We start from the raw sequence: 23,446 nt of genomic DNA on the forward strand, positions 1-23,446 counted from the left end.
CAAGTCCTCACCGACAGCTCCGGTTTCCCGATCTGGACCTCGCCAGTGTCCCCGGGCTCGACCCACGACCTCACCGCCGCCCGACAACACGTCCTCCCCGCGCTCTACCCAGCCGCAGCCCAAGGCCTGAAAACGGTGACCGACAAGGGCTACCAAGGCGCCGGGATCGGCATCTGCCACCCCATCAAGGGCCACCACCTGGCACCCGACACCGTCGCCCGCAACCGACTCATCACCCAACTCCGCGCCCCAGCCGAACGAGCCAACGCCATCCTCAAACACTTCAAGGCCCTCCAGAAGGTCACCCTCGACCCCTGGCGCATCACCGCCATCGTCCGCCCAGCCCTCGTGATCGCTACTCACATGCGAGGAACCTGGTGAGAAAACCTCAGTGCGCAGAATTCCTAGTCATGGGGGCGGGCAGGTCTAGGCTTGGGCAAAGAAATAACCCCGGAGACTTGCAAGCAGAGGCCTTCCGGGGTCTTCGGGGCCAACTTTAGCACGGGGGATTGGGTGGTGTTTTCGCAGGAACGAGTGGTGGGTGTGCTGTCCTCCGAGAGGTTTCAGCCCTACCTCGACGCCTGCGAGGGCGATCCTGAGGCAGCTCTGCACCTGTATGAGTGGAACCTGACGATGTCGGGAGCCATGTACGAGTTGATCGGCATGTGTGAGATCGCGCTACGTAACACGATGGCGAGTCAACTCGCTGTTCTGCACCAGGACTCGCGTACGGAGTGGTTCGATGACCCCGGTCATCTGCTTCAGCCCCGCGCCCACGCCGACATCGCCACGGCGAGACAACGGGCTACCCGAGGTGGCCGGTCGGAGACGCGGGGGAGGGTCGTGGCTGAGCTGACGTTTGGGTTCTGGCGCTACCTGTTGGCCAGTCGCTATGAAGCAACTCTCTGGACGCCGGCTCTTCGTCACGGTTTCCCCAACTTGCAGCCGCAGAGTCGCCAGAAGGTTGATCGTGTGGTCGCTTCGATGCATGGCCTGCGAAACCGTCTTGCTCACCATGAGCCCATTCACGCGCGCAATCTGGCGCGGGATGTCGAGGACTGTCTGAAACTCTTGGGGTGGATCGACACGGATGTGCAGGCGTGGGCGTCCAGTGTTGAGCGCGCGAGAGCGGTGCTGGCGTCGCGCCCTGACCAGGGGCTTCTGGGCTGATTGCTCACGCCGCAACTACCCACTGACCGACCAGCACCAGGTGCTGACCAAGCGCCAGGTGTTCGACACCTGCCCCCTGAGCTCCACACCATCCTGTGGGCAAGGGCCCCGACCGTTTCGACGGTCGGGGTCCTTGCGCTGTTCCGGTGCGACCGCAGTCCTCGAGGCCGCTGGTCGTGCGTGCAAGACTGGACAGGTGAGACTGCCCAACCGCCCGAAACCGGGGGAGCTGCTGCTGGCCCGGCCCGGCATGGAGGCCGACTACTGGGACCAGGCCGTGATCCTGGTGCTCGACTGCGACGACGACGGCGCCCTGGGAGTTCTTCTCAACCGTGAGGCCGAGATCGAGCTGGGACAGGTGCTGCCGTCGTGGAGCTCGCTGGTGAGCCCGCCGCAGGCCCTCTTCGAGGGTGGGCCGGTCTCACCCCAAGGCGCCATCTGCCTGGCCCAGCTGCTCGATCCGGGAGAGGAGCCCCCGGGCTGGCGGCGCGTGCACGGCGAGCTGGGCCTGCTCCACCTGGACACGCCGGTGCCGCTGGTCGAGGGGGCCTACGGGGCCCTTCGGATCTTCGCCGGCTACGCGGGCTGGGACAGCGGGCAGCTGGAGGCCGAACTGCTGCGTGGGGACTGGCTGCGTGTGCCCAGCAGGGACGAGGACATCTTCGGCACCGAGCTGGAGGGGCTGTGGCAACGGATCCTGCGGCGGCAGGGCGGGACGCTGGGCCTGCTGAGCACGTGGACTGATGAGCCAGAATTGAACTGACCCTTGGTCCGGGCCCCCTGCCGATAGGATGGCCCCACCGCGTTGGCGCCCCGGTGCCGCGCCAGGTCGCAGGAGGTGTCATGAACGAGGGGGACAGCGCCCGGCCCCGGGTGCTGGTCGTCGACGACGACGCCGCACTTGCGGAGATGCTCCAGATGGTGCTGCGCCACGAGGGCTTCGAGACCGCCTGGTGCGGTCATGGAGACCGGGCCCTGGCGGCCTTCCGCGAGGTGCGCCCCGAGCTGGTGCTGCTCGACCTGATGCTGCCGGGCCGAGACGGCATCGAGATCTGCCGAGAACTACGTGCCGAGTCGGGCGTGCCGATCATCATGCTGACCGCCCGCAGCGACACCATGGACGTCGTGGTGGGGCTGGAGGCAGGGGCCGACGACTACGTCAGCAAGCCCTTCAAGGCCAAGGAGCTCGTCGCGCGGGTCCGCGCCCGACTGCGTCGCCAGGTGGTAGAGGAGTCCGGCGAACGTGACCTGGCCATCGGTGACCTCAGGATCAACGTGGACAACCACACCGTTCGGCGAGACGGCCAGGAGATCGCCCTCACGCCGCTCGAGTTCGACCTGCTGCTGGCATTGGCCCGTCGCCCCAACCAGGTGCTGCGCCGCGAGCAACTGTTGGAACAGATCTGGGGATACCGGCATGCGGCCGACACCCGTCTGGTGAACGTGCACGTCCAGCGCCTGCGTTCCAAGATCGAACTGGACCCGGAGCATCCGAGGATCGTGGTGACCGTGCGCGGGGTGGGATACCGGGCCGGCGAGCCCCAGTGAGCCGAGCCAGACAGAGCCTGGGCCCGGTCGGTCGCCTGCGCGAGCTGTGGTGGTCCTCACTGCCCCTGCGCATGATCGCGATGACCAGCCTCGGGACGATGATGGTGCTGCTGCTCGGGAACCTGGTGGTGCTGCACCTGGCCACCGAGGGGGTGCTGGAGGGCAAGAAGCGTTCCGCCATCGCCGAGGCCTCCGTGGCCGTCGACCGGATGCAGACCGAGATGCGTTCCAGCGACCTGCGCACCTCCTCGCTCTACGAACGCCTCGCCCAGCTGGCCGACGAGGCCGCGGCCCAGCCCAACCAGTATCGCATCATCATCCGCGGCCCGGTCTCCAGCTTCGTCTCGCCGGGGATTCGTGAGGACAGCCTGCCCGAGGAGCTAGCCCAGAAGGTCGTGGAGGAGGACGGGATGTTCGCAGCCCCCACCACGGTGCGCTGGACCGATCCACAGCGCTCCGGCGAGCCTGGCCTGGCCGTGGGCAGTCACCTGGTCGGCCCGGACGGGCAGGAGTTCCCCGTCCACTTCATCTTCCCGCTCACCTCGGAGGCCCAGACGCTGTCGGTGCTGCGGCGGGCCGAGACAACCGCCGGGGCGCTGTTGCTGCTCGCGCTGTGCCTGGTCAGCTGGGTGGTGGCACGCCACGTCGTCGGCCAGGTGCGACAGGCTTCCGTGGCCGCCGAACAGATCGCCTCGGGCCACTACGACGAGCGGCTGCCCGTGCACGGCACCGATGACCTGGCGAGCCTGGCCACCTCGCTGAACAACATGGCCGCCGAGCTGACCAGCCACATCACGGCCCTGGAGGACCTCTCGCGGGTTCAGCAGCGCTTCGTCTCCGATGTCTCGCACGAGCTGCGAACCCCTCTGACGACGGTGCGGATGGCGGCGGACATGCTCTTCGAGAACCGAGAGGACCTCGACCCCTTCGCTGCCCGGGCCACGGAGCTGATGCACGACGAGCTGGACCGCTTCGAGACGATGCTGGGCGACCTGCTGGAGATCAGCCGCTTCGATGCCGGTGCGGCGGTCCTGGCCCTGGAACTGACCGACCTGACAGGCCTCGTGGCCCGGGAGGTGGAGGCACAACGACCCCTGGCCGAGCGACTGGGCGTCGAAGTGGCGCTGGAGGCGCCGTCGGTGGGGATGGTGGAGATGGACCCGCGCCGGGTGCGCAGGGTGATGCGCAACCTGATCACCAATGCGATCGAGCACGCCGAGCGAGGGCCGGTGCAGGTGAGGGTTGCAATGGACAAGTCCGTCGCCGCGGTCACCGTGCGAGACCACGGCGTGGGCTTCGAGAGCCACCAGGCCGAACAGGTCTTCCACCGCTTCTGGCGGGCCGACCCGAGCCGCACCAGGGCCGTCGGCGGCAGCGGCCTGGGGCTCGCGATCGCCCTGGAGGACGCGAGCCTGCACGGTGGCTGGCTCAAGGCCTGGGGCAGGCCCGGTCGGGGTGCCCAGTTCCTGTTCGTCCTGCCCCGCTACGCCGGCCAGGTCGTGACCCGCAGCCCGCTCCCGCTCGCACCGCTGGAGGGACGATGAGCTGGCGGGCCGCGGCGGCGGCGACGGCAGGGGTCCTGGTGTTCTCGGGCTGTGTGACGATCCCCACCCGAGGCCCGGTGGAGGCCGTGAGTCCCGTGCGTCAGGGCCACGTCGACGGCGGGGTCCAGGTGCACCCGGCCCCGCCCCAGCGCGATGCCAGTCCTGACGTCGTGCTCGCCGGTTTCCTCGACGCCATGGCCTCGCTGGAACCGGGCCTGGTCACCGCCCGGCAGTACCTCACGCCCCAGGCTGCCCGCAGCTGGCAGCCCGAAGGGGGAGTGACGGTCTTCGACGGCGACACACGCACCAGCATCCCCGGCACCACCACGGCCGGCATCCAGGCCCGCGTGGTGGGCACCCTGGACCGTCAGGGGCGCTATGCCCCCGCCACGAACCGCACGCTGCGCCAGGACTTCACGATGGAGCAGGTGGACGGACAGTGGCGCATCACCGATCCGCCCGCGCAGATGCTGGTGAGCCAGTACACCCTGCTGCACCGCTATTCGCCGACCTCGCTGTGGTTCTTCACCCCGGAGGGGACCACCATGGTCCCGGAACGCGTCTGGCTGCCCGGTCGCCCGGCCGACCCGCAGGGTGCGGTGCGTGTGCTGTTGCAAGGCCCGTCGACCTGGCTGGCGCCCGCGGTCTCCAGCGCCATCCCCGCCGGGACCTCGCTGCGTGGCGGAAGCATCCACGTGGCCGATGGACTGGCGCGCATCGACCTGCACGGCCCCCTCGACGAGCTCGACGATGCCCGCCGCAGCCAGCTGGTCTCCCAGCTGGGCTGGACGCTGAAGTCCTTCGGCCAGGTGCAGTCGATGCGGATCCTCCACGATGGTCGGGCCTGGATGAGTCCGGGCCAGGACGCCGACGGGTCGATCTCCCTCGATGACCTGCCGGGCCTGCCGCCGGTGCCACTGGGGGGTGAGCAGCAACCCTTCGCCGTGGTGGACGGAAAGGTGGGCCGCCTCGACGACCGCGGTTCCTTTTCTCCCCTGGGCTGGGAGCTCTCCCAGGAGGTTCCCGGGCAGCGGGCGGGACGCCTGGCGGTCTCCTCCTCCAGCGCCACCGTCGCCGTGGTCACCTCCGATGCGAGGCGACTGTTCACGACCCCGCTGGGCGGTGACCGTCCACGGCTGCGACTGAACGGGACCGGGCTGGGGCGTCCGGCGGTCACGGCAACCGGCCAGGTGTGGGTCAGCGCCATGGACGGTGCGCAGTCCTCCCTGTACCGCAGCGTCGATGGCAGCGACGAGCTGCAGCAGGTGCACATCCCCGAGCTGTCCGGCGCCACCATCAGGGCCTTCGCCGTGGCTCCCGACCAGACCCGTCTGGCGCTGGTGCTGCGCCGAGGCGAGGAGACCGAACTGGCGCTGCTGCGGCTGCACGACGGTCGGGTCGACGGTCTGCGGCGGCTCTCGCAGGCGAGCCAGCAAAGTCGCCTGGACGAGGTCCTCGACGTGTCCTGGGCAGGTCCCGAGCAGCTGATGGTGCTGGGCCGCCAGCATGACCGGGCCCAGCCCACCGCCAGCCTGGTCAGCGTCGACGGGTCGCAGAGCGAGCCTGTCGGACCGGCCGGCGACGGTCAGCTGGTGCAGCTGGCGACGCGGCCGCAGCTTGACGGCACCGATGCACTGGTGCGCACCGCCAACGGGCGAGTGATGCGATTCGAGGCCGCCTGGCGGTGGAACTCCCTGGCCGAGGGCGTCGACGACATCGCCATCCCTTCCTGAGGCGGCAGCAACTGTCCACAGATCTGCTGGAACCCCTTGCGGCCGCGCACGGTCGGCCCGAGTCTGGGAGGATGATTGACGAACTGGCCGACCTGCTGCTGGGGGCCTGCTGCCCCGGTTGCCGGTGTCCCGGCCGGGGCTTGTGTGCAGGATGCCGGCAGGTGCTCAGTGGGCCAGTCTCGGCGGTGGACGACCTCCCGGGACTGCCACCCCACCTGACCGGGAGGGTGGTGGCCGTCTCGGACCACGTCGACCCGATGCGCAGCCTGGTCAGTGCCTTCAAGGACCGGGGCGCCTGGTCCCTGGAGCCGGTATTGGCGACCCACCTGGTGCGTGCCGCCGCACTCCTGGTGGAGGCCGGCCAGCCCGTCTGCCTGGTGCCGGTGCCCTCCAGTCGCCGGGCGGTGCGCGAACGCGGCTTCGACCACACGCGCGCCCTGGTGCGCGCGATGGCCCGTCGGATGCCCGGGGCCCAGCAGGCGCGGGTGCTGCGCAGGCGTGGCCGGGTGGAGGAGCAGTCCGGACTGGCACGGGCCCAACGACAGCTGAACCAGCGCGGCAGCCTGTTCGCCGCACCACCGCGGCAGACTGTGTCCGCGCTGCTGGTGGATGACGTCTGCACCACCGGCGCCACCCTGGCCGAGGCCGACCGGGCGCTGTCGCTGGCCGGCTGGCGGGTGGTCGGCGCGGTGGTGCTGAGCCATCCGACACGACCCGCGAGCAATTTGTCACAGTTGCCTTGAATCCGGGCTGACAGGCGGTAACGTTGTGTCATGGCACGGGATGCAGAGGTCATCGGAGCAGATTCGATGGCCTGATGCGGCCCGTGCCGTGTTCATTTGAGGCCCACGTAGCCGTGGGCCCCCGATCGAGGAGGATCACCATGGACATCGTCGTCAGCGGACGCCACTGCACCATCAGTGACGCGGTGCGCGAGCAGGTCACCGAGCGTCTTGCCAGCGTGGAGAAGCTCAGGGATCGAGTGATCAGGATCGAGGTGGAGTTCACCAACGAGGAGTCCAAGGGCAGCCCCGACGATGACATGCTCTGCGAGATCACGCTCCTCAGCAAGGGCCCAGTGGTGCGTGCCGAGGGCCATGCCCAGGACAAGATGGTCGCCTTCGACAAGGCGATGGACCGGCTGAAGTCCCAGCTGCGCAAGGCCCACGACCGCCGGCGCAAGCACCGTGGCCTGCGAGCGCACCAGGTGGTGGCCGCGATGGAGCCCGTCGAGCTGCCGCAGGACGACGCCCCCGAGACCAAGAATGTCGCGGGCATCGAGGTGACCGGCGACGGGCCGCTGGTGGTGCGCGAGAAGGAGTTCAGCTCCGCCCCGCTGACCCTGGCCCAGGCGCTCGACGAGATGGAACTGGTCGGGCACGACTTCTTCCTGTTCGTCGACGCCGACAGCTCCCGCCCCAGCGTCGTCTACCGCCGCAAGGGCTATGACTACGGTGTCATCCACCTGAACCAGGCCTGATCCACGCCGCGAGGGCCCGCCCATCGATCGTCTCGGTGGGCGGGCCCTCACTGCGTTTACGTGTGTGCGGGAGTTGGGGCGCCTCAGGCGCCCGCGACCACCTCGGCGACGAAGCCCTCGGTGACGCTGCGGCAGGCCGGCTCGGTGCGTGCGTCGACCTCGCGCATCCGGTCGAGCATCGTGGTGGCCTTCGAGCGGTGCTCCTGGTCCCACCAGTACTGCATCAGCTCAGGCGATGCCTCGGGATGGAACTGGACCCCGACCGCCGAGCCCAGCCGGAAGGCCTGGTTCGGGTAGGTGCAGCTGCGGGCCAGCTCGACCGCGCCCTCGGGCAGGAGGCTGACATGGTCGTGGTGGCTGCTCGGCACAGGGGCGCCGCTGGCCGCCAGCCCGCCCAGTACCGGGTCCTCGGTGGCGCCGGGCAGCCACTGCAGTTCCAGCGGCCCGTCCTCCGGCCCCTGTTCACCGGCCACGGTCACCTCGCCCCCCAGCGCCTCGGCCAACAGGTGGTGGCCCAGGCAGATGCCCAGCACCGGCAGGTCGATGCCGTGCGCGTCGGCCATGAGGTCCTTGACCTTCTCGATCCAGGGCAGCTCGTCGTGCGCGCTCATCCGGCCGCCGAGCACCACCAGGCCGTTGCCGATGGTCTCCAGGTTGGGCACGTCCTTGGTGGCCAGGTCGATCAGGGTGATGCGCACGCCCTCGCGCAACCAGGCGTCAAAGCGCTCCAGCGGGACGTCGGCTTCGGGCTGCAGGACGGTGATGCGGGGTTTCTTGGCCATGGGGCGAGCCTAGCGGCGGATGGCACGGTGGCCGAGGCGCGCATACTAGGGTCCATCCCATGCGTGAACTCAGCCTCGCCCAGGCCCGTCGCGTTGCCCTGGCCGCACAGGGCTTCGGCCGTCCGCGCCCGAGCCGTCCCGACGGAGCTCGCGCAGTCACGATGCGCGATGTCCAGGGGCTGGTCGACCGGCTGGCGCAGTTCCAGATCGACACCATCAGCGTCGTGGCCCGGGCCCACCAATTCCCCTTGTTCAGCCGGCTGGGCCCCTATGACACCGCACTGCTGGAGCGGGCCGTCGGACAGTCGCCCCGCCGTCTGGTGGAGTACTGGGGGCATGCGGCCAGCATGGTCGATGTCCGCCTGCATCCCCAGCTGCGCTTCCGGATGGCGCGCGCCGCCGACGAGGCCTGGGGTGGGATGCGGTCCATCGCCACCGAGGAGTCGGAGCTGGTGGCGGCGGTGCTGCAGGAGGTGCGCGGGCACGGCCCGATCGGCGCCCGCCAGGTGGAGGCGGCGCTGCTGGCCCGGGGCGAGGGTCGTGAGCGCGAGCACTGGGGGTGGAACTGGTCACAGACCAAGCGGGCGTTGGAATGGCTCTTCTGGTCGGGACAGGTCACCTCGGCACGGCGCACCGCCTCCTTCGAACGCCTCTACGACCTGCCGGAGCGGGTCATCCCAGCCAGCATCCACCAGGCCAGCACCCCCACCGACGCCGAGGCGCACGTCGAGCTGGTGCGCCGCTCCGCCCGCGCCCTCGGCGTGGGATCCGAGGCCTGCCTGGCCGATTACTTCCGCCTCTCGCGGGTCGAGACCCGCGCAGCCATCGCCGAGCTGGCGGCTCGCGGCGAGCTGGAGGAGGTGCGCGTCAACGGCTGGGCGGCACGCACCTGGCTGTGGATCGGCGACGGGCCGGTGCGCATCCCGCGCCGGATCCGCGCCCGGGCCCTGGTGAGCCCCTTCGACTCGCTGGTCTTCGAGCGCTCCCGGGCGCTGGCGCTGTTCGGCCTGGACTACCGCATCGAGATCTACGTGCCCGAGGCCCAGCGGCGCCACGGCTACTACGTCTACCCCTTCCTGCTGGACGAGCAGTTCGTCGCCAGGGTGGACCTCAAGGCCGATCGGCCCGCGGGAGTGCTGAGGGTCAAGGCCAGCTGGCTGGAGCCGGACACCGGCCTGGGTGCCGACGAGGTTTGCGCCGAGCTGCTGGCGGAGTTGCACGAGGTGGCCCGCTGGCAACAGCTGGACGAGGTGGTGGTGGAGCCCCGCGGCGACCTGGCGGCCGCGCTGGCCGCGTCACAGGGCGGCCAGCCCGGCCACCCCCTAGTATGGAAAGGGTCTGACATCGACCACGGCGCCGCTGCGCCGACGGACCGTCAAAAGGAACCAAACTCGTGAGCTTCATGGACCGCCTGCTGAACGTGGGCGAAGGCCGCACGCTGAAGAAGCTGGGAAAGATCGCCGACCAGGTCAACAGCATCGAGGACGACTACGTCTCGATGAGTGACGAGGAGCTGCGCAGCCAGACCGAGATCTTCCGCGCCCGCATCGCCGAGGGCGAGAGCCTCGACGACCTGCTGCCCGAGGCCTTCGCCACGGTGCGCGAGGCGACCCGTCGCGTGCTGGGCAAGCGGCCCTATGACGTGCAGATCATGGGTGGCGCGGCACTGCACCTGTGCAACATCGCCGAGATGAAGACCGGTGAGGGCAAGACGATCGTCGCCCTGATGCCGGCCTACCTCAATGCCCTGGAGGGCAAGGGCGTCCACGTCGTGACCGTCAACGACTACCTGGCCCGCTACCAGAGCGAGCAGATGGGCCGCGTGCACCACTTCCTGGGGCTCAGCGTCGGCGTGATCCTGGCCAACATGGATCCCACCGAGCGACGCGAGGCCTACAAGGCCGACATCACCTACGGCACCAACAACGAGTTCGGCTTCGACTACCTGCGCGACAACATGGCGCTGAGCGTGGCCGAGTGCGTGCAGCGCGGCCACAACTTCGCCATCGTCGACGAGGTCGACTCCATCCTGGTGGACGAGGCCCGTACCCCCCTGATCATCTCGGGCCCCGCCGAGGACAACCACGAGTGGTACCCGGAGTTCGCCAAGCTGGTGCTGCGCCTGGAGCGCGATGTGGACTACGAGGTGGACGAGAAGAAGAAGACCATCAGCGTGCTCGGCCCCGGCATCGAGAAGGTCGAGGACCGCCTGGGCATCGCCAACCTCTACGAGAGCGCCAACACGCCCCTGATCGGCTACCTGAACAATGCGATCAAGGCCAAGGAGCTGTTCAAGCGCGACAAGGACTACGTGATCATGGACGACGAGGTGCTCATCGTCGACGAGCACACCGGCCGTACCCTGCACGGGCGACGCTACAACGAGGGCCTGCACCAGGCGCTCGAGGCCAAGGAGGGCGTGGAGATCAAGGACGAGTACCAGACGCTCGCCACGATCACCCTGCAGAACTTCTTCCGCATGTACACCAAGCTCTCCGGCATGACCGGTACGGCCAAGACCGAGGAGAGCGAGTTCCAGAAGATCTACGGTCTCGGCGTGGTGCAGATCCCCACCAACCGGCCGATGCAGCGCATCGACCAGAAGGACCTGATCTACCGCACCGAGCAGGCCAAGTTCGAGGCCGTCGTCGCCGACGTGGCCGAGCGCCACGCCAAGGGCCAGCCGGTGCTCATCGGTACCGCCAGCGTCGCCAAGAGCGAGGTCATCTCGCACCTGCTCAAGCAGGCCGGGGTGCCGCATGAGGTGCTCAATGCCAAGCACCACGAGCGCGAGGCCGGGATCGTCGCGATGGCCGGACGCAAGGGTGCGGTCACCGTGGCCACCAACATGGCCGGCCGAGGCACCGACATCATGCTCGGCGGCAATGCCGAGTTCCTGGCCGACCAGGTGCTGCGCAACAAGGGCCTCGACCCCGTCGAGACGCCCGAGGACTACGAGGCCTCCTGGCCCGAGGTGCTGGAGCAGATCGAGAAGCAGGTGGCCAGCGAGCACGAAGAGGTCGCCGAGGCAGGCGGCCTGTACGTGGTGGCCTCCGAGCGCCACGAGTCGCGCCGCATCGACAACCAGCTGCGCGGTCGTTCCGGCCGTCAGGGCGACCCCGGTGAGAGCCGTTTCTACCTGAGCCTGGGCGACGACCTGATGCGCCTGTTCAAGGCCGACGTGGTGGAGCGGGCCATGGTCTCGCTCAAGGTGCCCGACGACCAGCCGATCGAGCACAAGTGGATCAGCAACTCCATCGAGAGCGCCCAGAAGCAGGTGGAGGCGCAGAACTTCGAGATCCGCAAGAACGTCCTCAAGTACGACGACGTGATGAACCGCCAGCGCCACGCCATCTACGCCGACCGCCGCAAGGTGCTCGAGGGCGCCGACGTCGAGGAGCAGCTGCGCGGCAATGTGCGCAAGGTGGTCGAGCAGCTGGTGCGCTCCCGGACCGAGGGCTTCCACGAGGACTGGGACCTGGACACCCTCTGGGCCGAGATGTCGACCCTCTACCCGGTGGCCCTGGTCAAGGACGAGTGGACCGACGAGACCGATGTTCAGACCATGGTCGAGGCCTTCGTCGAGGACTCGATGGGTGCCTATGACGAGCGCGAGGAGGCCCTGGGCGCGGAGAACATGCGCGAGTTCGAGCGCCAGGTGCTGCTGACGGTGCTGGACCGCAAGTGGCGCGAGCACCTCTACGAGATGGACTACCTGCGCGAGGGCATCGGCCTTCGCGCCATGGCACAGCGTGACCCCTTGGTGGAGTACCAGCGCGAGGGCGGCACCATGTTCAACGCCATGATGGAGGCCTTCATGGAGGAGGTCGTCGGCTTCCTGTTCAACCTGGAGGTGCAGGTGGACCAGACCCCCCAGGTGGGCCTGGTGCAGGGCGCCGATGGTGCACCGGTGGATGTCGAGACCATGCTGCGCGAGCTCAACGGGCAGGCTGAGGCCGAGCGTCCCCACATCGAGGCCAAGGGCCTGGGGGCCCGACGCGCGCAGGAGCTCACCTACTCCGCTCCTGACGAGCAGGGCGAGGCGCGGGCCCGCCGGGCGGCACCCGAGGAGGCCGACCCCTTCAAGGGTGTGGGTCGCAACGAGGCCTGCCCCTGTGGCTCGGGCAAGAAGTTCAAGCTCTGTCACGGGCGCACCGCCTGATCCACGGCACGTCCCCGGGTTGTCACCCGGACGGCGCGATGGCGCGGGACCGCTCAGGCGGCCCGCGCCATCGCGCCGTCCGGCAGGATCACGTCGAAGAGCACCACCTGCCAGCGCCGCCCGGTGCTTGCCAGGCGCAGCATGGCACCGAAGTGCCCAGCAGGGCCCTGGAGCACCAGCGCCGCCTCGACCACTCCGTCTCCCACCGCACAGGCCCGGACCCTGTGCAGTCGAGTCTGCTGCCACAGTGTCTGGCGACGCCAGGCCAGCAGCATCCGCAGGCTGGGCTCGTCCACCAGGTACTGCACCTGCTCGACAGCACGGCGTCGCGCCAGCACCTCCAGCAGCGTCGTGGCCACCGCCCCGGCCAGTTGCTGGACGCGCGCGTCTGTGTCGTGGCACGGCCCGGTCTGCTGTGCGGCATCCTCCTGTGGGCTGGGCGGGAGCGAAGGCTGGTCCTGCGGTGGTGCACAGTCCGCCGTGCACCGGCCGGGACTGCCGACGCGCACCTGCAGTCCGTCGAGGGTCATCGTGGTGATGGGCATGACCACAGCCTGCGCCCCGCCCGGGCGCGGGGGAAGTACCTCCACGAGATCTGTGGAAAACTCGCTAGATTGGTGCCATGAACGTACTGGTCATGGTCCCCGTCGACGTCGATCAGGCCCGCGGCCTGTGGCAGAGCGTCGAGCTGGAGGACGTGCAGGGCTTCACGGCCAATGCCCGGCTGCGGGAGGCCTTCGGCATCGACGATGCACGGCACCACAAGACCCAGGGCGAGGATGCCGAGTTCGCCTGCCTGGTGATCGCCTCGGTCTGGGGCCTGGCCCGCCACGGCCGCCGGCTGGTGCTGGCCGCAGAGCTGCCCGAGGCACTGCTCGCCGAGGGCGAGGAGGCCGAGAACGGGGGAGTGCGCGTGACCCGGCTGCCCCGCAGGGCGGTCACCAGCTTCTTCACCGACCAGGGCGGCGACGACCTGGTGGAGCAGGCGCGCCAGGCCTGCCGCGGACTGGGCCTGGACCAGGCCTGGGAGACCGAGCAGGTGCAGGCCCTGGTGCAGGGCAGCGGCCTGCTGTGGCACTCGGTCGAGGAACTCGCCACACTGGACCGGCCTGACCGGTCCGACAGACCAACCCAGGCCGACCCCACCCAGGCCGACCCCACCCAGGCCGACCCCACACAGGAGGACATGACCATGGTTTCCAGGATCCACTTCGACGACGAGGACCGAGCCATCGCGGCCGCCGAGGCGCTGGACGCCGCCGGCCACGAGGTCGCGCTGATCAAGGAGCGGTTCGCCGGCGAGGACGACGACGAGGAGCTCGAGTACGTCGTGTGCACCTCGGCGGGCAAGGACGAGGTGCAGCAGGTGGTGGGCACCGAGGCCTTCGTCGAGACCGACTGAGACCCCGGCACCCGCCGGGCAGGACTCAGCCGCGGGCGGCGATCCAGTCGTCCCCGGCCTCCTGCTGGGCGTCGATGGCCTGCTTCACATAGGGCGAGGCCTGCTGCTCGATCTTCTTGCCCATCAACGGGATGCGCACCTGGAAGTCGCCCGAGTAGTCGACCACGGTGCCACGGCCACCGGGGCGCATCTGGGCGCGACCGTCCATGGTCACCGGCAGGCCCGGCACCGTGATCGACAGGGTGCCCTCGCGGGAACCGTCGGCAGCAGCCGGTCCCCACTCGATGACCTGCTGCAGGTTCAGGGCGCTCCCGACGAACTCCGACACCTCGCTCGGGGCCGGCAGCGCCATGTCGATGCGGGTGGTGGGGCCGGCGACGTCGATGGTGTGGCTGGTGGCGCCGGTGCGGCTGACCAGCTCGGTGAGCCAGCCCTTGTCGGTCATCATCTCGTAGACGGTCTTCGGGTCGGCCTCGAAGTCGAGGCGGGAGGAGATCTGCATGCCCTCCATCATGCCGTGCCAGCCCCGGCCGCGCCGCCCGCTCGTGCGTGGCGCCCGGGTGCGGCTCGCAGGGTGGCACGGATCGCGCGCCGACCGTGGCACAGTCCCTCCAGCTCGGGCATGATTGGACCATGCGGATCGATCTCCACACCCATTCAGTTGTCTCCGACGGCACCGACACGCCGACCCGTCTGGTCCTCAAGGCGCAGGAGGTGGGTCTGGACGTCATCGCACTGACCGACCACGACACCTTCGACGGCATCCCCGAGGCCATCGAGGCCGGCAAGCGCATCGGCGTGAAGGTCATCTCCGGCATCGAGATGTCCACCCAGCTCGACGGCCGTTCGGTGCACCTGCTCGGTTACGGGTGCGACCCCTTCCACCGCCCGCTGGTGGCCGAGCTCGCCAAGATCCGCGTGGCCCGTACCGGTCGCCTCAAGGCCTTCGCCGAGCGGATGACTGAACTGGGTATGCCTCTGGGCGTGGACGACATCATCACCGCCGCCGGCGCCTCCCCGTCGATCGGCCGCCCGCACGTCGCCGATGCGATGGTGGCCAAGGGCTATGTGGAGCACCGCGACGAGGCCTTCGACAAGTGGCTGCGCGAGGACATGCCCGGCTACGTCCCGCGCTATGCCTGCGAGCTCGGTGCCGCCATCGACCTGATCCACGACGCCCACGGCATCGCCGTGCTCGCACACCCCTGGGGACGCGGCAACGAGAAGGTCCTCACCTCCGCCGTCATCGAGCGCCTGGTGCGCGAACACAGCCTCGACGGCATCGAGGTGGACCATCCCGACCACGACGAGCGGGCCCGTGAGCTGCTCTTCGCCCTGGGAGGCCGCCTGGGACTGATCCGCACCGGATCATCGGACTACCACGGCCTGGGCAAGCGCAACAACGAGCTGGGCTGCGAGAACACCCGTGACACGGCGCTGCGCGAGATGCAGCGACGGATCCGGCTGCGCGGAGGGCACGCCTGAGCCTGCGATAGGCTGGGCACATGTTGACCAACCCGAGCAACTGGTGGCGGCTGCCCAGCGGCCGTCACATGCGTTGATCAACCAACAGATCACAGCAAGGGGCCGCCTGCGGGCGGCCCCTTGGCATGTCCGGGGTCGGCCGCACGGCCACGATCGAGAGGAAGCCATGAGCAAGGACGCCACCAACCCAACCGAGACCCACGCCCTGGACGTCGCATCCGAGGACCAGGTCTCGGACGAGATCAGCGACGCCTCGCTGCTGCGCTCCCAGGAGCGCAGCGACCAGATCGAGGCCGAGATCCGCACCAATCCCGGACGCTTCCGCATCCTCACCGGCGACCGCCCCACCGGCAAGCTGCACATCGGCCACTACTTCGGCTCGATCAGCAACCGCGTGCGCCTGCAGGACCTGGGCGTCCAGACCATGCTGGTGGTCGCCGACTACCAGGTGATCTACGACCGCGACGGGGTCGGCAGCCTGCAGTCCAATGTCCTCGACGGCATGGCCGACTACCTGGCCTGCGGCATCGACCCGCAGCGCTCCACGATCTTCACCCACTCGGCCGTCACCGCCCTGAACCAGCTGCTGCTGCCCTTCCTCAGCCTGGTCACCGTCCCCGAACTGCACCGCAACCCGACGGTGAAGGACGAGATGGCCAACAACCCGAACCGTCCGATGAGTGGGCTGATGCTCACCTTCCCGGTGCACCAGTCTGCCGACATCCTGTTCTGCAAGGCCAACCTGGTGCCGGTGGGCAAGGACCAGCTGCCGCACATCGAGATCACCCGCGTCATCGCCCGCCGCTTCGACGAGCGTTATGGCCGCGTGAACCCGAAGGCCCCGGTCTTCCCGCAGGCCGAAGCCCTGATGAGCCCGGCCCCGATGATCCTGGGCCTGGACGGCACCAAGATGAGCAAGTCCAAGGGCAACACCATCGAGATCGGCATGAGCGCCGACGAGACCGCCAAGCTCATCAAACGGGCCAAGACCGACTCCGAGCGCCACATCACCTATGACCCGGCCAACCGCCCCGAGGTGAGCAACCTGGTGCTGCTGGCCTCCCTGGCCACCGGCGGCGATCCGGTGCAGATCGCCGACGAGCTGGGCGATGCCGGTGGCGGCGGCCTGAAGAAGCTGGTCACCGAGGCGATCAACGAGCACTTCGCCCCCATCCGGGCACGTCGCGCCGAACTGGCGGCCAACCCCGACCACCTGCGTGAGGTCCTGCGCAAGGGCAATGAGCGTGCCAACGAGATGGCCGAGCAGACCCTGGACGAGGTGCGTCGGGCCATGGAGATGAAGTACTGAGTTCTCACTGCCCGGTCTCCCGGGCCAGGCAGTCGGCCAGGACGGCCAGCGCCCGGCCAAGCTCGTCGGGGCAGCAGTCGCCATAGGAGAGCACCAGCCCGTGGGCAGCCGGGTCCTGGTCCCATCCGTCGGACAGCAGACCGATCCCGAGGCCGCGGGCTCGGCAGCGGGCCTGCACCTGCACGGCCCTGGCCTGGTCACAGCCGAGCACCAGGATGTGCCCCGAGTCGTGCATCCCTGTCAGCGCGGGCAGGGACGAGACGGCCTCCTGCGCCACCTCCTGGCAGGCCTGCAGGCGTCGCCGGCCACGTGCCAGCCGTCGGCGCAGGGAGCCGTCGCCCAGGTGCTGGGCCAACGCCCGCTGCAGCAGCGGCGCCACCGGGGCGCCCATCGTGCTGCGCACTGCCAGCACGTCCGGCGCCAGGCTCGAGGGCAGCAGTACATAGCCGGTGCCCACGTCGCGCCCCATCACCCCGGCGAAGGTGCCCAGGTGCACCACCTGCTCGTCGGCCAGTTGCCAGATCGACGGCAGGGGAGCGCCGAGGTGGCGGAACTGGGAGTCGTAGTCGTCCTCCAGCAGCAGGCAGCCCCGGGCGGTGGCCCACTCGATCAGCCGGGTCCTGTCCACCGCGCCCAGGCTGGTGCCGCCGGGGAACTGGTGGTTGGGGGTCACCAGTGCGAGGTCGGGTGCCTCGGCCTCGGTCAGCCGTACCCCGAGCCCCGGCAGGGCCCGGCGCAGGCCGGGGAAGCCGGGTCGCTCCACGAGGCACTGCACGGGCCGTCCCAGCCTGTGGCGCAGCGCCTGGGCCACCAGGGCGAGGGCGTCGCGGGCTCCGGCGGTGACGACCATCCGGTCGATGTCGGGCTGCATGCCGCGGGTCTGGCGCAGGTGCTCGGCGATGGCCAGGCACAGCTTCGGCTGGCCCTGGGGATCGACCTCCCAGGCGGGGCGCGAGGGTGGGTTGGCAGCCTCGCGCAGGGCTCGTCACCAGCCGGGGTCGGCGAGGGGACGGGCCGTCTCAACGCCGGGGGTGAGGTCGAGCATCGGACGGGCGGGTAGGGCGCGCCGGTGCCGGGCCAGCGGGGGCGGCAGGCGGGTGGGCGTGGAATCAGGATGGACCATGATGCCTGAGCCGAGTCGGGCCACCAGGTGCCCCTCGGCGACGAGCTGGTCACAGGCGGCCAGGACCGTGCCCCGCGAGACATGCAGCGCCGTCGCCAGGGACCGGCTGGATGGCAGTCGTTCCCCGGCGACGATCCGACCCTCGGCGATGGCGTGCCGCACCCGTCGTACCAGCTGTTCCACCAGGGGAGTGGCTGTGTTGCGGTCCAGCGGCGGGACGGTGAGGACCTCCAGCGGTTCATCCATGGCACCAGTCAATTGGTCCAGTCAGATCGGCGCCAAATGGCACTGGCGCTGGTCCGGTCGGCTCGAGACGATGGCTGGGACCAACCAGCCAGGAGGAGAACCCGTGACCCTCACCCAGCCGAAGGACGACCGACAGCAGCGCGACACCCAGCACCAGGACCTCACCCAGAGGCTCGCCGGCGGCGTCCTCATGGACGTCGTCACCCCCGAGCAGGCCCACATCGCCGAACAGGCCGGTGCGGTCGCCGTGATGGCGCTCGAGCGAGTCCCCGCCGACATCCGGGCACAGGGAGGGGTGGCGCGGATGAGCGATCCCGACCTTGTCGACGGCATCATCGAGGAGGTCTCGATCCCGGTGATGGCCAAGGCCCGGATCGGGCACTTCGTCGAGGCCCAGGTGCTGCAGGAGCTGGGCGTCGACTTCATCGACGAGTCGGAGGTGCTCTCTCCGGCCGACTACACCAACCACATCGACAAGCGCGCCTTCCGGGACCCTTCGTCTGTGGTGCGACGAACCTGGGCGAGGCGCTGCGGCGCATCACCGAGGGCGCCGCGATGCTCCGCTCCAAGGGGGAGGCCGGAACCGGCGACGTCAGCGAGGCGATGCGCCACCTGCGCACCATCAAGGCCGAGATCGGCCAGCTCGCCGCCCGCAGCGAGGACGAGCTCTACGTGGCCGCCAAGGAGCTCCAGGCGCCCTACCCGCTGGTCAAGCAGGTCGCCAAGCAGGGCAGGCTGCCCGTGGTGACCTTCGTCGCTGGTGGCATCGCCACCCCAGCCGATGCCGCGATGATGATGCAGCTGGGGGCCGACGGCGTCTTCGTGGGTTCGGGCATCTTCAAGTCCGGCAATCCCGAGCGCCGCGCCAAGGCCATCGTGCAAGCCACCGCCCACTTCCAGGACCCGGGCGTCATTGCACGGGTCTCGCGCGGCCTGGGGGAGGCGATGGTGGGGCTCAACGTCGCCGACCTGCCCGCCCCGCACCGGCTGGCCGAACGGGGCTGGTGACAACGGGGCTGGTGACAACGGGGCTGGTGACAACGGGGCTGGTGAGAACGGGGCTGGTGGGGCGGACCGCGGGCCAGGAATGGACGACGCCCGGCCCCCCGTGCGTGCGGGGGATCGGGCGTCGCCTGGGCCTGCGGAGGATCAGCCCTCCGAGCTGGCGGCCTCGCCGGAGCCACGGCCACCACGGCTGCGGCGACGGCGGCGTGGCTTGCGCTCGCCGCCGTTGGCCTGGCCATCCGGCGTCGAGGACGCGGCGGCATCCGCGATGGTGGCAGCGGGGGTGCTGGCAGCGCCCTCGCCCAGCGGCTCGCCGTTCTTCAGGCGGCGACGGCTGCGTGCCGGTCGCTCCTTGCGCTCCTCGCGGGGACGCCCACGGCCGCCGTCGCGACCCCCGCGGCCACCGTCATGACCACCGCGCCCGCCACGGTCGTCCTCGCGATGGGGCCGGTCCTTGGGCTGTGCGCCGGGCAGCTTGCCCTTGGTGCCCTCGGGGATGTCGAGGTCGGTGTACAGGTGGGGGCTGGTGGAGTAGGTCTCGACCGGGTCGTCGAAGTCCAGCTCGAGGGCCTTGTTGATGGTCTTCCAGCGCACGATGTCGGCCCAGTCCACCAAGGTGATGGCGACGCCCTTGTGCCCGGCGCGGCCGGTGCGGCCGATGCGGTGCACGTAGGTCTTGGCGTCCTCGGGGCACTCGTTGTTGATCACGTGGCTGACGCCGGTGACGTCGATGCCGCGGGCCGCAACATCGGTGGCCACCAGGACCTTCACCTCGCCAGCACGGAAGCGCTTGAGGGCCTTCTCGCGCATGGCCTGGTTCAGGTCGCCGTGGATACTGGCCGCCGCGAAGCCGCGGTCCTCCAGGTCGTCGGCCAGGCGCTGGGCGGCGCGCTTGGTGCGGCAGAAAACCATCACCCTGTCCACATCGACCGACTGCAGGACGCGCGCGATGATCTCGGGCTTGTCCAGGTTGTGCGACTGGTAGACGAACTGGGTGGTGTCCGGGACCGTCGCCTTGGCGTCGTGGCCCTCGGCGCGCACATTGATCGGGCGGTGCATGTGCGCCCGGGCCAGTCCGACGATGGCGGCGGGCATTGTGGCCGAGAACATCAGCATCTGGCGCTCCGGCGGGGCCATGGCGATCAGCCGCTCCACGTCGGGCAGGAAGCCCAGGTCGAGCATCTCGTCGGCCTCGTCGAGCACCAGCATGCGCAGCCAGCCCAGGTCGAGGCTGCCTCGGTCGGCCAGGTCCTTGATGCGGCCGGGGGTGCCGACGACCACGTCGACACCCTTCTCGAGGGCCTGCAGCTGCTCGTCATAGCCCACACCGCCGTAGACGGTCAGCACGCGCACCTTGCGGATGGTGGAGGCCACCTGGAGGTCCTTGGAGACCTGCAGGGCCAGCTCGCGGGTGGGGCAGAGCACGAGCGCCTGCGGCTTGCCCGGGGGCATCGCCAGCTCGTCATAGCCCTCGTCGCCCTCCAGCAGGCTGCGCTGCAGGATCGAGATGCCGAAGGCCAGCGTCTTGCCGGTGCCGGTGCGGGCCTGCCCCATCAGGTCGGTGCCGGCCACCGCGATCGGGATGGCCAGCGTCTGGATGGGGAAGGGATGGGTGATGCCCTGGGCCTCCAGCGCCTGTTGGACCTCGGGCATCACGCCCAGGTCGTCCCACGTGGTCTGCACGTCGGGGGTGGGGGTGGAGGAGACGACGTCGTCGCCACCCAGGGCGTCGACGCGCTCTGCGTCAGTATTGAAGTTGTTCACCGTTCATGACTTTCTGGGAGCCGATCGTCAGACCGGCGGTCGTCGGCAGCTGGCCTGTTCCGGCGGCGCGGACGCCCACCGGGACCGTTGTCCCGGGGTTCGTCGCACCAGGCTCGGGGCTCGAACTGCCACCACGCCAGATGCGCAGTTGCCCCAAGACTACCCGTCATGGCCTTGACACGTGGCATGTGTTCCCCGCCGGGCAGGTCTGGACGGCTAGCCTTGGGCGCGTGAGCACCCATCGAGAGACCCCCGCTGCCGCAGAGACCGAGTTCCTGGGACTGGTGGCCTATGGCTCCCTGGCCGCCTTCGAGCGCACCGCCGCCGCCTCGGCAACGGCCGCCCAGCTGGGCGACAAGCTGGTGCTGGCCCGCATCGCGGGCCAGCGCTTCAGCCACCTCGACCGCCTGGAGCGTGAGCTGGTGGCCCGGGGCAGCAGCCTGGAGCAGGCGATGGCGCCCTTCGTCGGGCCGGTCAATGCCTTCAACCAGCACAGCGAACCCCGCTCGGCGGCCGAGGCCATGGTGAAGCTGTGCGTCATTGGCGGCCTGGTCAGTGACTTCGCCGCCATCGTCGGTGACCAGCTCGGCCCCGAGCTGCGCACCATCCTGGTGGGTTCCATCGACGACGCCGACCTGGCTGCCGAGCCGGGCAGGATGCTCGCCGCCGCCATCGCCGAGGACCCCGACCAGGTGGGGCGGCTGGCCCTCTACGGCAGGCGCCTGCTGGGCGAGGCCCTGAGCCAGGCGCAGAGCGTCGCCTCCCGCCACCCGCAGCTGACCGGCCTGTTGACCGGGCTGACGGGGGCTGAAGGCGACGACCTTGCTGCGATCAGCGAGTTGATGACCCGACTGGCCAGTGCCCATGCGCTGCGGATGGAGCAGCTCGGCCTGGTCCAGTGAGGCCAGTCCTGTTCGGTGAGGTGGGGGGCGGTCGCTCAGAGGCGGCCGAAACCCACCGGTCGGCTGTGTTCCTGACCGAGGTCGAGGTAGCCGATCTGTGCGGCCGGCACGATCACGCGTCGGCCCTTCTCGTCGACGAGGGACAGCACGCCATTGTCGGCCAAGGCGGAACGCAACTGCTGTTCCACGTCCTCGGCCGTCGTCTCGGCGTCAATGCTGACCTCGCGCTGGATGTTCTTCACACCAATCTTGATCTCCACGGGCCCCAACCTACCCGTCGGTGGCAAGCACCTGCTCCACACGGGCCAGGGCGACGGTGATGTTGTCGCGTCCGCCCTGCTCGTTGGCCCAGCGCACCAGCAGCTCCACGGCCTGGGCCGCGTCGCCGTCGGCGCGTGCCGCGACCTCCTGCACCAGGGGACGCATCAGCCCCGGCTCCGAGGCGTAGTTCCACAGCCCGTCGCTGCACACCACGAGCCAACCGGATCCCGATGGGCGGTGCTGCACCATGCGGGGCGTCACGTCGGAGGAGTCTGGCCCGATCCAGCGCGTGATGGCGTGGGCCTGGAAGCCGTGTTCTGCCTCCTCGCGGCTCATGCCCAGCTCCATGCGGGCCTGCGCGACGGAGTCGTCGACGCTGAGCAGGCGGACCTCCTGGTCGTCACCGATCCAGTAGGCCCGGCAGTCCCCGACATTGCCGACGCTCACCAGTCCGTCTGCCACCACGGCGGCCACGAGGGTGCACGATCCCGGCAGGAGCTCATTGCCGCTACTGGACATGACGGCGTCATTGGCCGCCAGGAAGGAATCGGTGAGGGTCGCCTGGATCTGTTCGGGTGAGGCAGGCAACGACCGCAGCATCGCCACCAGGGTGGTCGAGACGACCTCGGCGGCGATCGAGCTGGAACGCTCCGAGCCGAGCGAGGTGGACACCCCGTCGCTGACGACCATGACGGCCACCTGGTCTGCGACCCGCCCCCGCCCGGCCAGGGCGAGGGCGTCCTGATTTGTTTCGTGGCGCTGGCCCACGTCACTGCAGCCGGCCAGCCACGGCAACGGGGCCAGGGTGTAGTGGTCGCGTGCTTCGCTGCTGGCGGGCAGGATGTCGACCCCTCGGCCGTCACTCCCGGTCGCGGACATGCCGCCGTGGCCTGAGGTGTGGTCGCTCATGGCTGAATCTCATCATGAGCCACCGGCGCGCGCCAGTCGTGCGGCTCCCCCCGGCACGGGCAGCTCCGGAACAGGTGACGGGGTCCTTCAGGCGGCGTCGCCTTAAGGACCCCGTTCCCGGTGATGGATCACCAGGTGGTCCCGAGCGGCTCCCGCCTCCTCTGGAGACCGGAGCCGCTGGCCGCTAGAGCGGACGGACGTGGTCGGCCTGCTGGCCCTTCGGTCCCTGGACGATGTCGAACTCGACGGCCTGGCCCTCGTCGAGCGAGCGGAAGCCCGACGACTCGATGGCGCTGTAGTGCACGAAGACATCCTCCTGGCCCCCATCGACGGCGATGAAGCCAAAGCCCTTCTCGGCATTGAACCACTTGACGGTTCCAGTTGCCATGACTGTTCTCCCCACTCAACTTGCGTGGGACCGCACCTCGGTCCCTTGGGCAAGCCTGTCACAGCGAGGGTCATGACGAAAGCCGGGGTCGATGAATTGCCGTGGGTGGGGGCGGGGCAGGCCAGGCCCCGGGCCCGCGTCGCGTGACCAAACTGATGCTCCTATCTCGTGTCAAGCGGCTTTGAGCCATTCGCGGTAGTTGTGGGCCAGCGTGTCGTCACGGCGTTTGCCGA

23 protein-coding genes and 2 pseudogenes are annotated in these 23,446 nt (G+C 69.6%); 16 read left to right on the forward strand and 9 right to left on the reverse strand.

Annotated elements, in window-relative coordinates; all coding sequences use genetic code 11:
- The 8 genes from ACYVKA_RS06160 to hpf form a co-directional block, all read left to right on the forward strand.
- Positions 1–381 (forward strand): transposase family protein (locus ACYVKA_RS06160; protein WP_460703894.1); only part of this gene is annotated, 381 nt, incomplete at its 5' end.
- Positions 382–537: 156 nt separating this feature from the next.
- On the forward strand, positions 538–1,170 hold the full coding sequence (locus tag ACYVKA_RS06165) for a hypothetical protein (RefSeq protein WP_460703896.1): 633 nt from the start codon (positions 538–540) through the stop codon (positions 1,168–1,170).
- A 196-nt stretch (positions 1,171–1,366) separates the two neighbouring features.
- Positions 1,367–1,933 carry a YqgE/AlgH family protein gene (locus ACYVKA_RS06170; RefSeq protein WP_460703898.1) on the forward strand — a complete coding sequence of 189 codons (567 nt, stop codon included), beginning with the start codon at positions 1,367–1,369 and terminating at the stop codon, positions 1,931–1,933.
- Between the two features lie 80 nt (positions 1,934–2,013).
- Positions 2,014–2,718 (forward strand): MtrAB system response regulator MtrA, encoded by a 705-nt coding sequence (gene mtrA, locus ACYVKA_RS06175; RefSeq protein ID WP_460703900.1) that lies wholly within the window; start codon positions 2,014–2,016, stop codon positions 2,716–2,718.
- A 59-nt stretch (positions 2,719–2,777) separates the two neighbouring features.
- Positions 2,778–4,262 (forward strand): MtrAB system histidine kinase MtrB, encoded by a 1,485-nt coding sequence (mtrB, locus tag ACYVKA_RS06180; RefSeq protein WP_460703923.1) that lies wholly within the window; start codon positions 2,778–2,780, stop codon positions 4,260–4,262.
- Complete coding sequence (locus ACYVKA_RS06185) at positions 4,259–5,995, forward strand: LpqB family beta-propeller domain-containing protein (RefSeq protein ID WP_460703902.1); 1,737 nt, start codon at positions 4,259–4,261, stop codon at positions 5,993–5,995. Before mtrB ends, ACYVKA_RS06185 begins: the two co-directional genes overlap by 4 nt.
- Before the next feature lie 185 nt (positions 5,996–6,180).
- Positions 6,181–6,738 carry a ComF family protein gene (locus ACYVKA_RS06190; RefSeq protein ID WP_394275621.1) on the forward strand — a complete coding sequence of 186 codons (558 nt, stop codon included), beginning with the start codon at positions 6,181–6,183 and terminating at the stop codon, positions 6,736–6,738.
- A 140-nt stretch (positions 6,739–6,878) separates the two neighbouring features.
- Positions 6,879–7,475, forward strand: coding sequence for a ribosome hibernation-promoting factor, HPF/YfiA family (gene hpf / locus ACYVKA_RS06195; RefSeq protein ID WP_394275620.1), 597 nt, complete (start codon positions 6,879–6,881; stop codon positions 7,473–7,475).
- An 83-nt stretch (positions 7,476–7,558) separates the two neighbouring features.
- Here hpf and ACYVKA_RS06200 read toward each other — a convergent pair whose 3' ends face one another.
- The gene (locus ACYVKA_RS06200; protein ID WP_460703905.1) at positions 7,559–8,257 is read right to left on the reverse strand and encodes a type 1 glutamine amidotransferase; all 699 of its coding nucleotides are present in this window, start codon (positions 8,255–8,257) and stop codon (positions 7,559–7,561) included.
- 59 nt (positions 8,258–8,316) lie between these two features.
- On the opposite strand from ACYVKA_RS06200, the gene ACYVKA_RS06205 reads away from it, so the two are divergent.
- From ACYVKA_RS06205 to ACYVKA_RS06215, 3 genes and pseudogenes are all read left to right on the forward strand, one after another.
- Positions 8,317–9,654, forward strand: coding sequence for a winged helix-turn-helix domain-containing protein (locus ACYVKA_RS06205; protein WP_460703907.1), 1,338 nt, complete (start codon positions 8,317–8,319; stop codon positions 9,652–9,654).
- A pseudogene (gene secA / locus ACYVKA_RS06210) lies at positions 9,651–12,104 on the forward strand (preprotein translocase subunit SecA); the annotation flags it as partial. The gene ACYVKA_RS06205 and the pseudogene secA, both read left to right, overlap by 4 nt.
- Positions 12,105–12,182: 78 nt before the next feature.
- The gene (locus ACYVKA_RS06215; RefSeq protein ID WP_460703925.1) at positions 12,183–12,419 is read left to right on the forward strand and encodes an SEC-C metal-binding domain-containing protein; all 237 of its coding nucleotides are present in this window, start codon (positions 12,183–12,185) and stop codon (positions 12,417–12,419) included.
- Positions 12,420–12,472: 53 nt separating this feature from the next.
- On the opposite strand, the gene ACYVKA_RS06220 is transcribed toward ACYVKA_RS06215, so the two are convergent.
- Positions 12,473–12,964 carry an Rv3235 family protein gene (locus ACYVKA_RS06220; RefSeq protein ID WP_460703909.1) on the reverse strand — a complete coding sequence of 164 codons (492 nt, stop codon included), beginning with the start codon at positions 12,962–12,964 and terminating at the stop codon, positions 12,473–12,475.
- A 77-nt stretch (positions 12,965–13,041) separates the two neighbouring features.
- Here ACYVKA_RS06220 and ACYVKA_RS06225 point away from each other — a divergent pair, with 77 nt between their 5' ends.
- Positions 13,042–13,821 (forward strand): DUF6912 family protein, encoded by a 780-nt coding sequence (locus tag ACYVKA_RS06225; protein WP_460703911.1) that lies wholly within the window; start codon positions 13,042–13,044, stop codon positions 13,819–13,821.
- A gap of 25 nt (positions 13,822–13,846) precedes the next feature.
- Here the strand turns inward: ACYVKA_RS06225 and ACYVKA_RS06230 are convergent, their stop codons facing one another.
- Positions 13,847–14,323 carry a DUF2505 domain-containing protein gene (locus tag ACYVKA_RS06230; protein WP_460703913.1) on the reverse strand — a complete coding sequence of 159 codons (477 nt, stop codon included), beginning with the start codon at positions 14,321–14,323 and terminating at the stop codon, positions 13,847–13,849.
- A 131-nt stretch (positions 14,324–14,454) separates the two neighbouring features.
- Here ACYVKA_RS06230 and ACYVKA_RS06235 point away from each other — a divergent pair, with 131 nt between their 5' ends.
- Together ACYVKA_RS06235 and trpS are read left to right on the forward strand one after the other, a co-directional pair.
- Positions 14,455–15,306 (forward strand): PHP domain-containing protein, encoded by an 852-nt coding sequence (locus ACYVKA_RS06235; protein WP_394274677.1) that lies wholly within the window; start codon positions 14,455–14,457, stop codon positions 15,304–15,306.
- A gap of 166 nt (positions 15,307–15,472) precedes the next feature.
- Positions 15,473–16,615, forward strand: a complete 1,143-nt coding sequence (gene trpS / locus ACYVKA_RS06240) for a tryptophan--tRNA ligase (protein WP_460703915.1) — start codon at positions 15,473–15,475, stop codon at positions 16,613–16,615.
- A 4-nt stretch (positions 16,616–16,619) separates the two neighbouring features.
- Here trpS and ACYVKA_RS06245 read toward each other — a convergent pair whose 3' ends face one another.
- Both ACYVKA_RS06245 and ACYVKA_RS06250 read right to left on the reverse strand, forming a co-directional pair.
- On the reverse strand, positions 16,620–17,486 hold the full coding sequence (locus ACYVKA_RS06245; RefSeq protein ID WP_460703917.1) for an aminotransferase-like domain-containing protein: 867 nt from the start codon (positions 17,484–17,486) through the stop codon (positions 16,620–16,622).
- 114 nt (positions 17,487–17,600) lie between these two features.
- On the reverse strand, positions 17,601–17,984 hold the full coding sequence (locus tag ACYVKA_RS06250) for a GntR family transcriptional regulator (protein WP_460703919.1): 384 nt from the start codon (positions 17,982–17,984) through the stop codon (positions 17,601–17,603).
- A gap of 190 nt (positions 17,985–18,174) precedes the next feature.
- Between ACYVKA_RS06250 and pdxS the strand changes: the two are divergent.
- Positions 18,175–18,992, forward strand: a pseudogene (gene pdxS / locus ACYVKA_RS06255) (pyridoxal 5'-phosphate synthase lyase subunit PdxS).
- 141 nt (positions 18,993–19,133) lie between these two features.
- Here pdxS and ACYVKA_RS06260 read toward each other — a convergent pair.
- Positions 19,134–20,714 (reverse strand): DEAD/DEAH box helicase, encoded by a 1,581-nt coding sequence (locus tag ACYVKA_RS06260; protein WP_460703927.1) that lies wholly within the window; start codon positions 20,712–20,714, stop codon positions 19,134–19,136.
- Between the two features lie 269 nt (positions 20,715–20,983).
- On the opposite strand from ACYVKA_RS06260, the gene ACYVKA_RS06265 reads away from it, so the two are divergent.
- The gene (locus tag ACYVKA_RS06265; RefSeq protein WP_394274674.1) at positions 20,984–21,655 is read left to right on the forward strand and encodes a ferritin-like fold-containing protein; all 672 of its coding nucleotides are present in this window, start codon (positions 20,984–20,986) and stop codon (positions 21,653–21,655) included.
- Positions 21,656–21,690: 35 nt separating this feature from the next.
- Here ACYVKA_RS06265 and ACYVKA_RS06270 read toward each other — a convergent pair whose 3' ends face one another.
- The 3 genes from ACYVKA_RS06270 to ACYVKA_RS06280 form a co-directional block, all read right to left on the reverse strand.
- Positions 21,691–21,915, reverse strand: a complete 225-nt coding sequence (locus ACYVKA_RS06270) for a DUF3107 domain-containing protein (RefSeq protein WP_394274673.1) — start codon at positions 21,913–21,915, stop codon at positions 21,691–21,693.
- A 10-nt stretch (positions 21,916–21,925) separates the two neighbouring features.
- A complete protein-coding gene (locus ACYVKA_RS06275) occupies positions 21,926–22,825 on the reverse strand; it encodes a PP2C family protein-serine/threonine phosphatase (RefSeq protein WP_460703921.1) in 900 nt (299 codons plus the stop codon).
- Between the two features lie 184 nt (positions 22,826–23,009).
- A complete protein-coding gene (locus ACYVKA_RS06280) occupies positions 23,010–23,213 on the reverse strand; it encodes a cold-shock protein (protein WP_394274671.1) in 204 nt (67 codons plus the stop codon).
- Between the last annotated feature and the right edge of the window lie 233 nt (positions 23,214–23,446).

The sequence above is a fragment of the Luteococcus sediminum genome, from assembly GCF_054783495.1.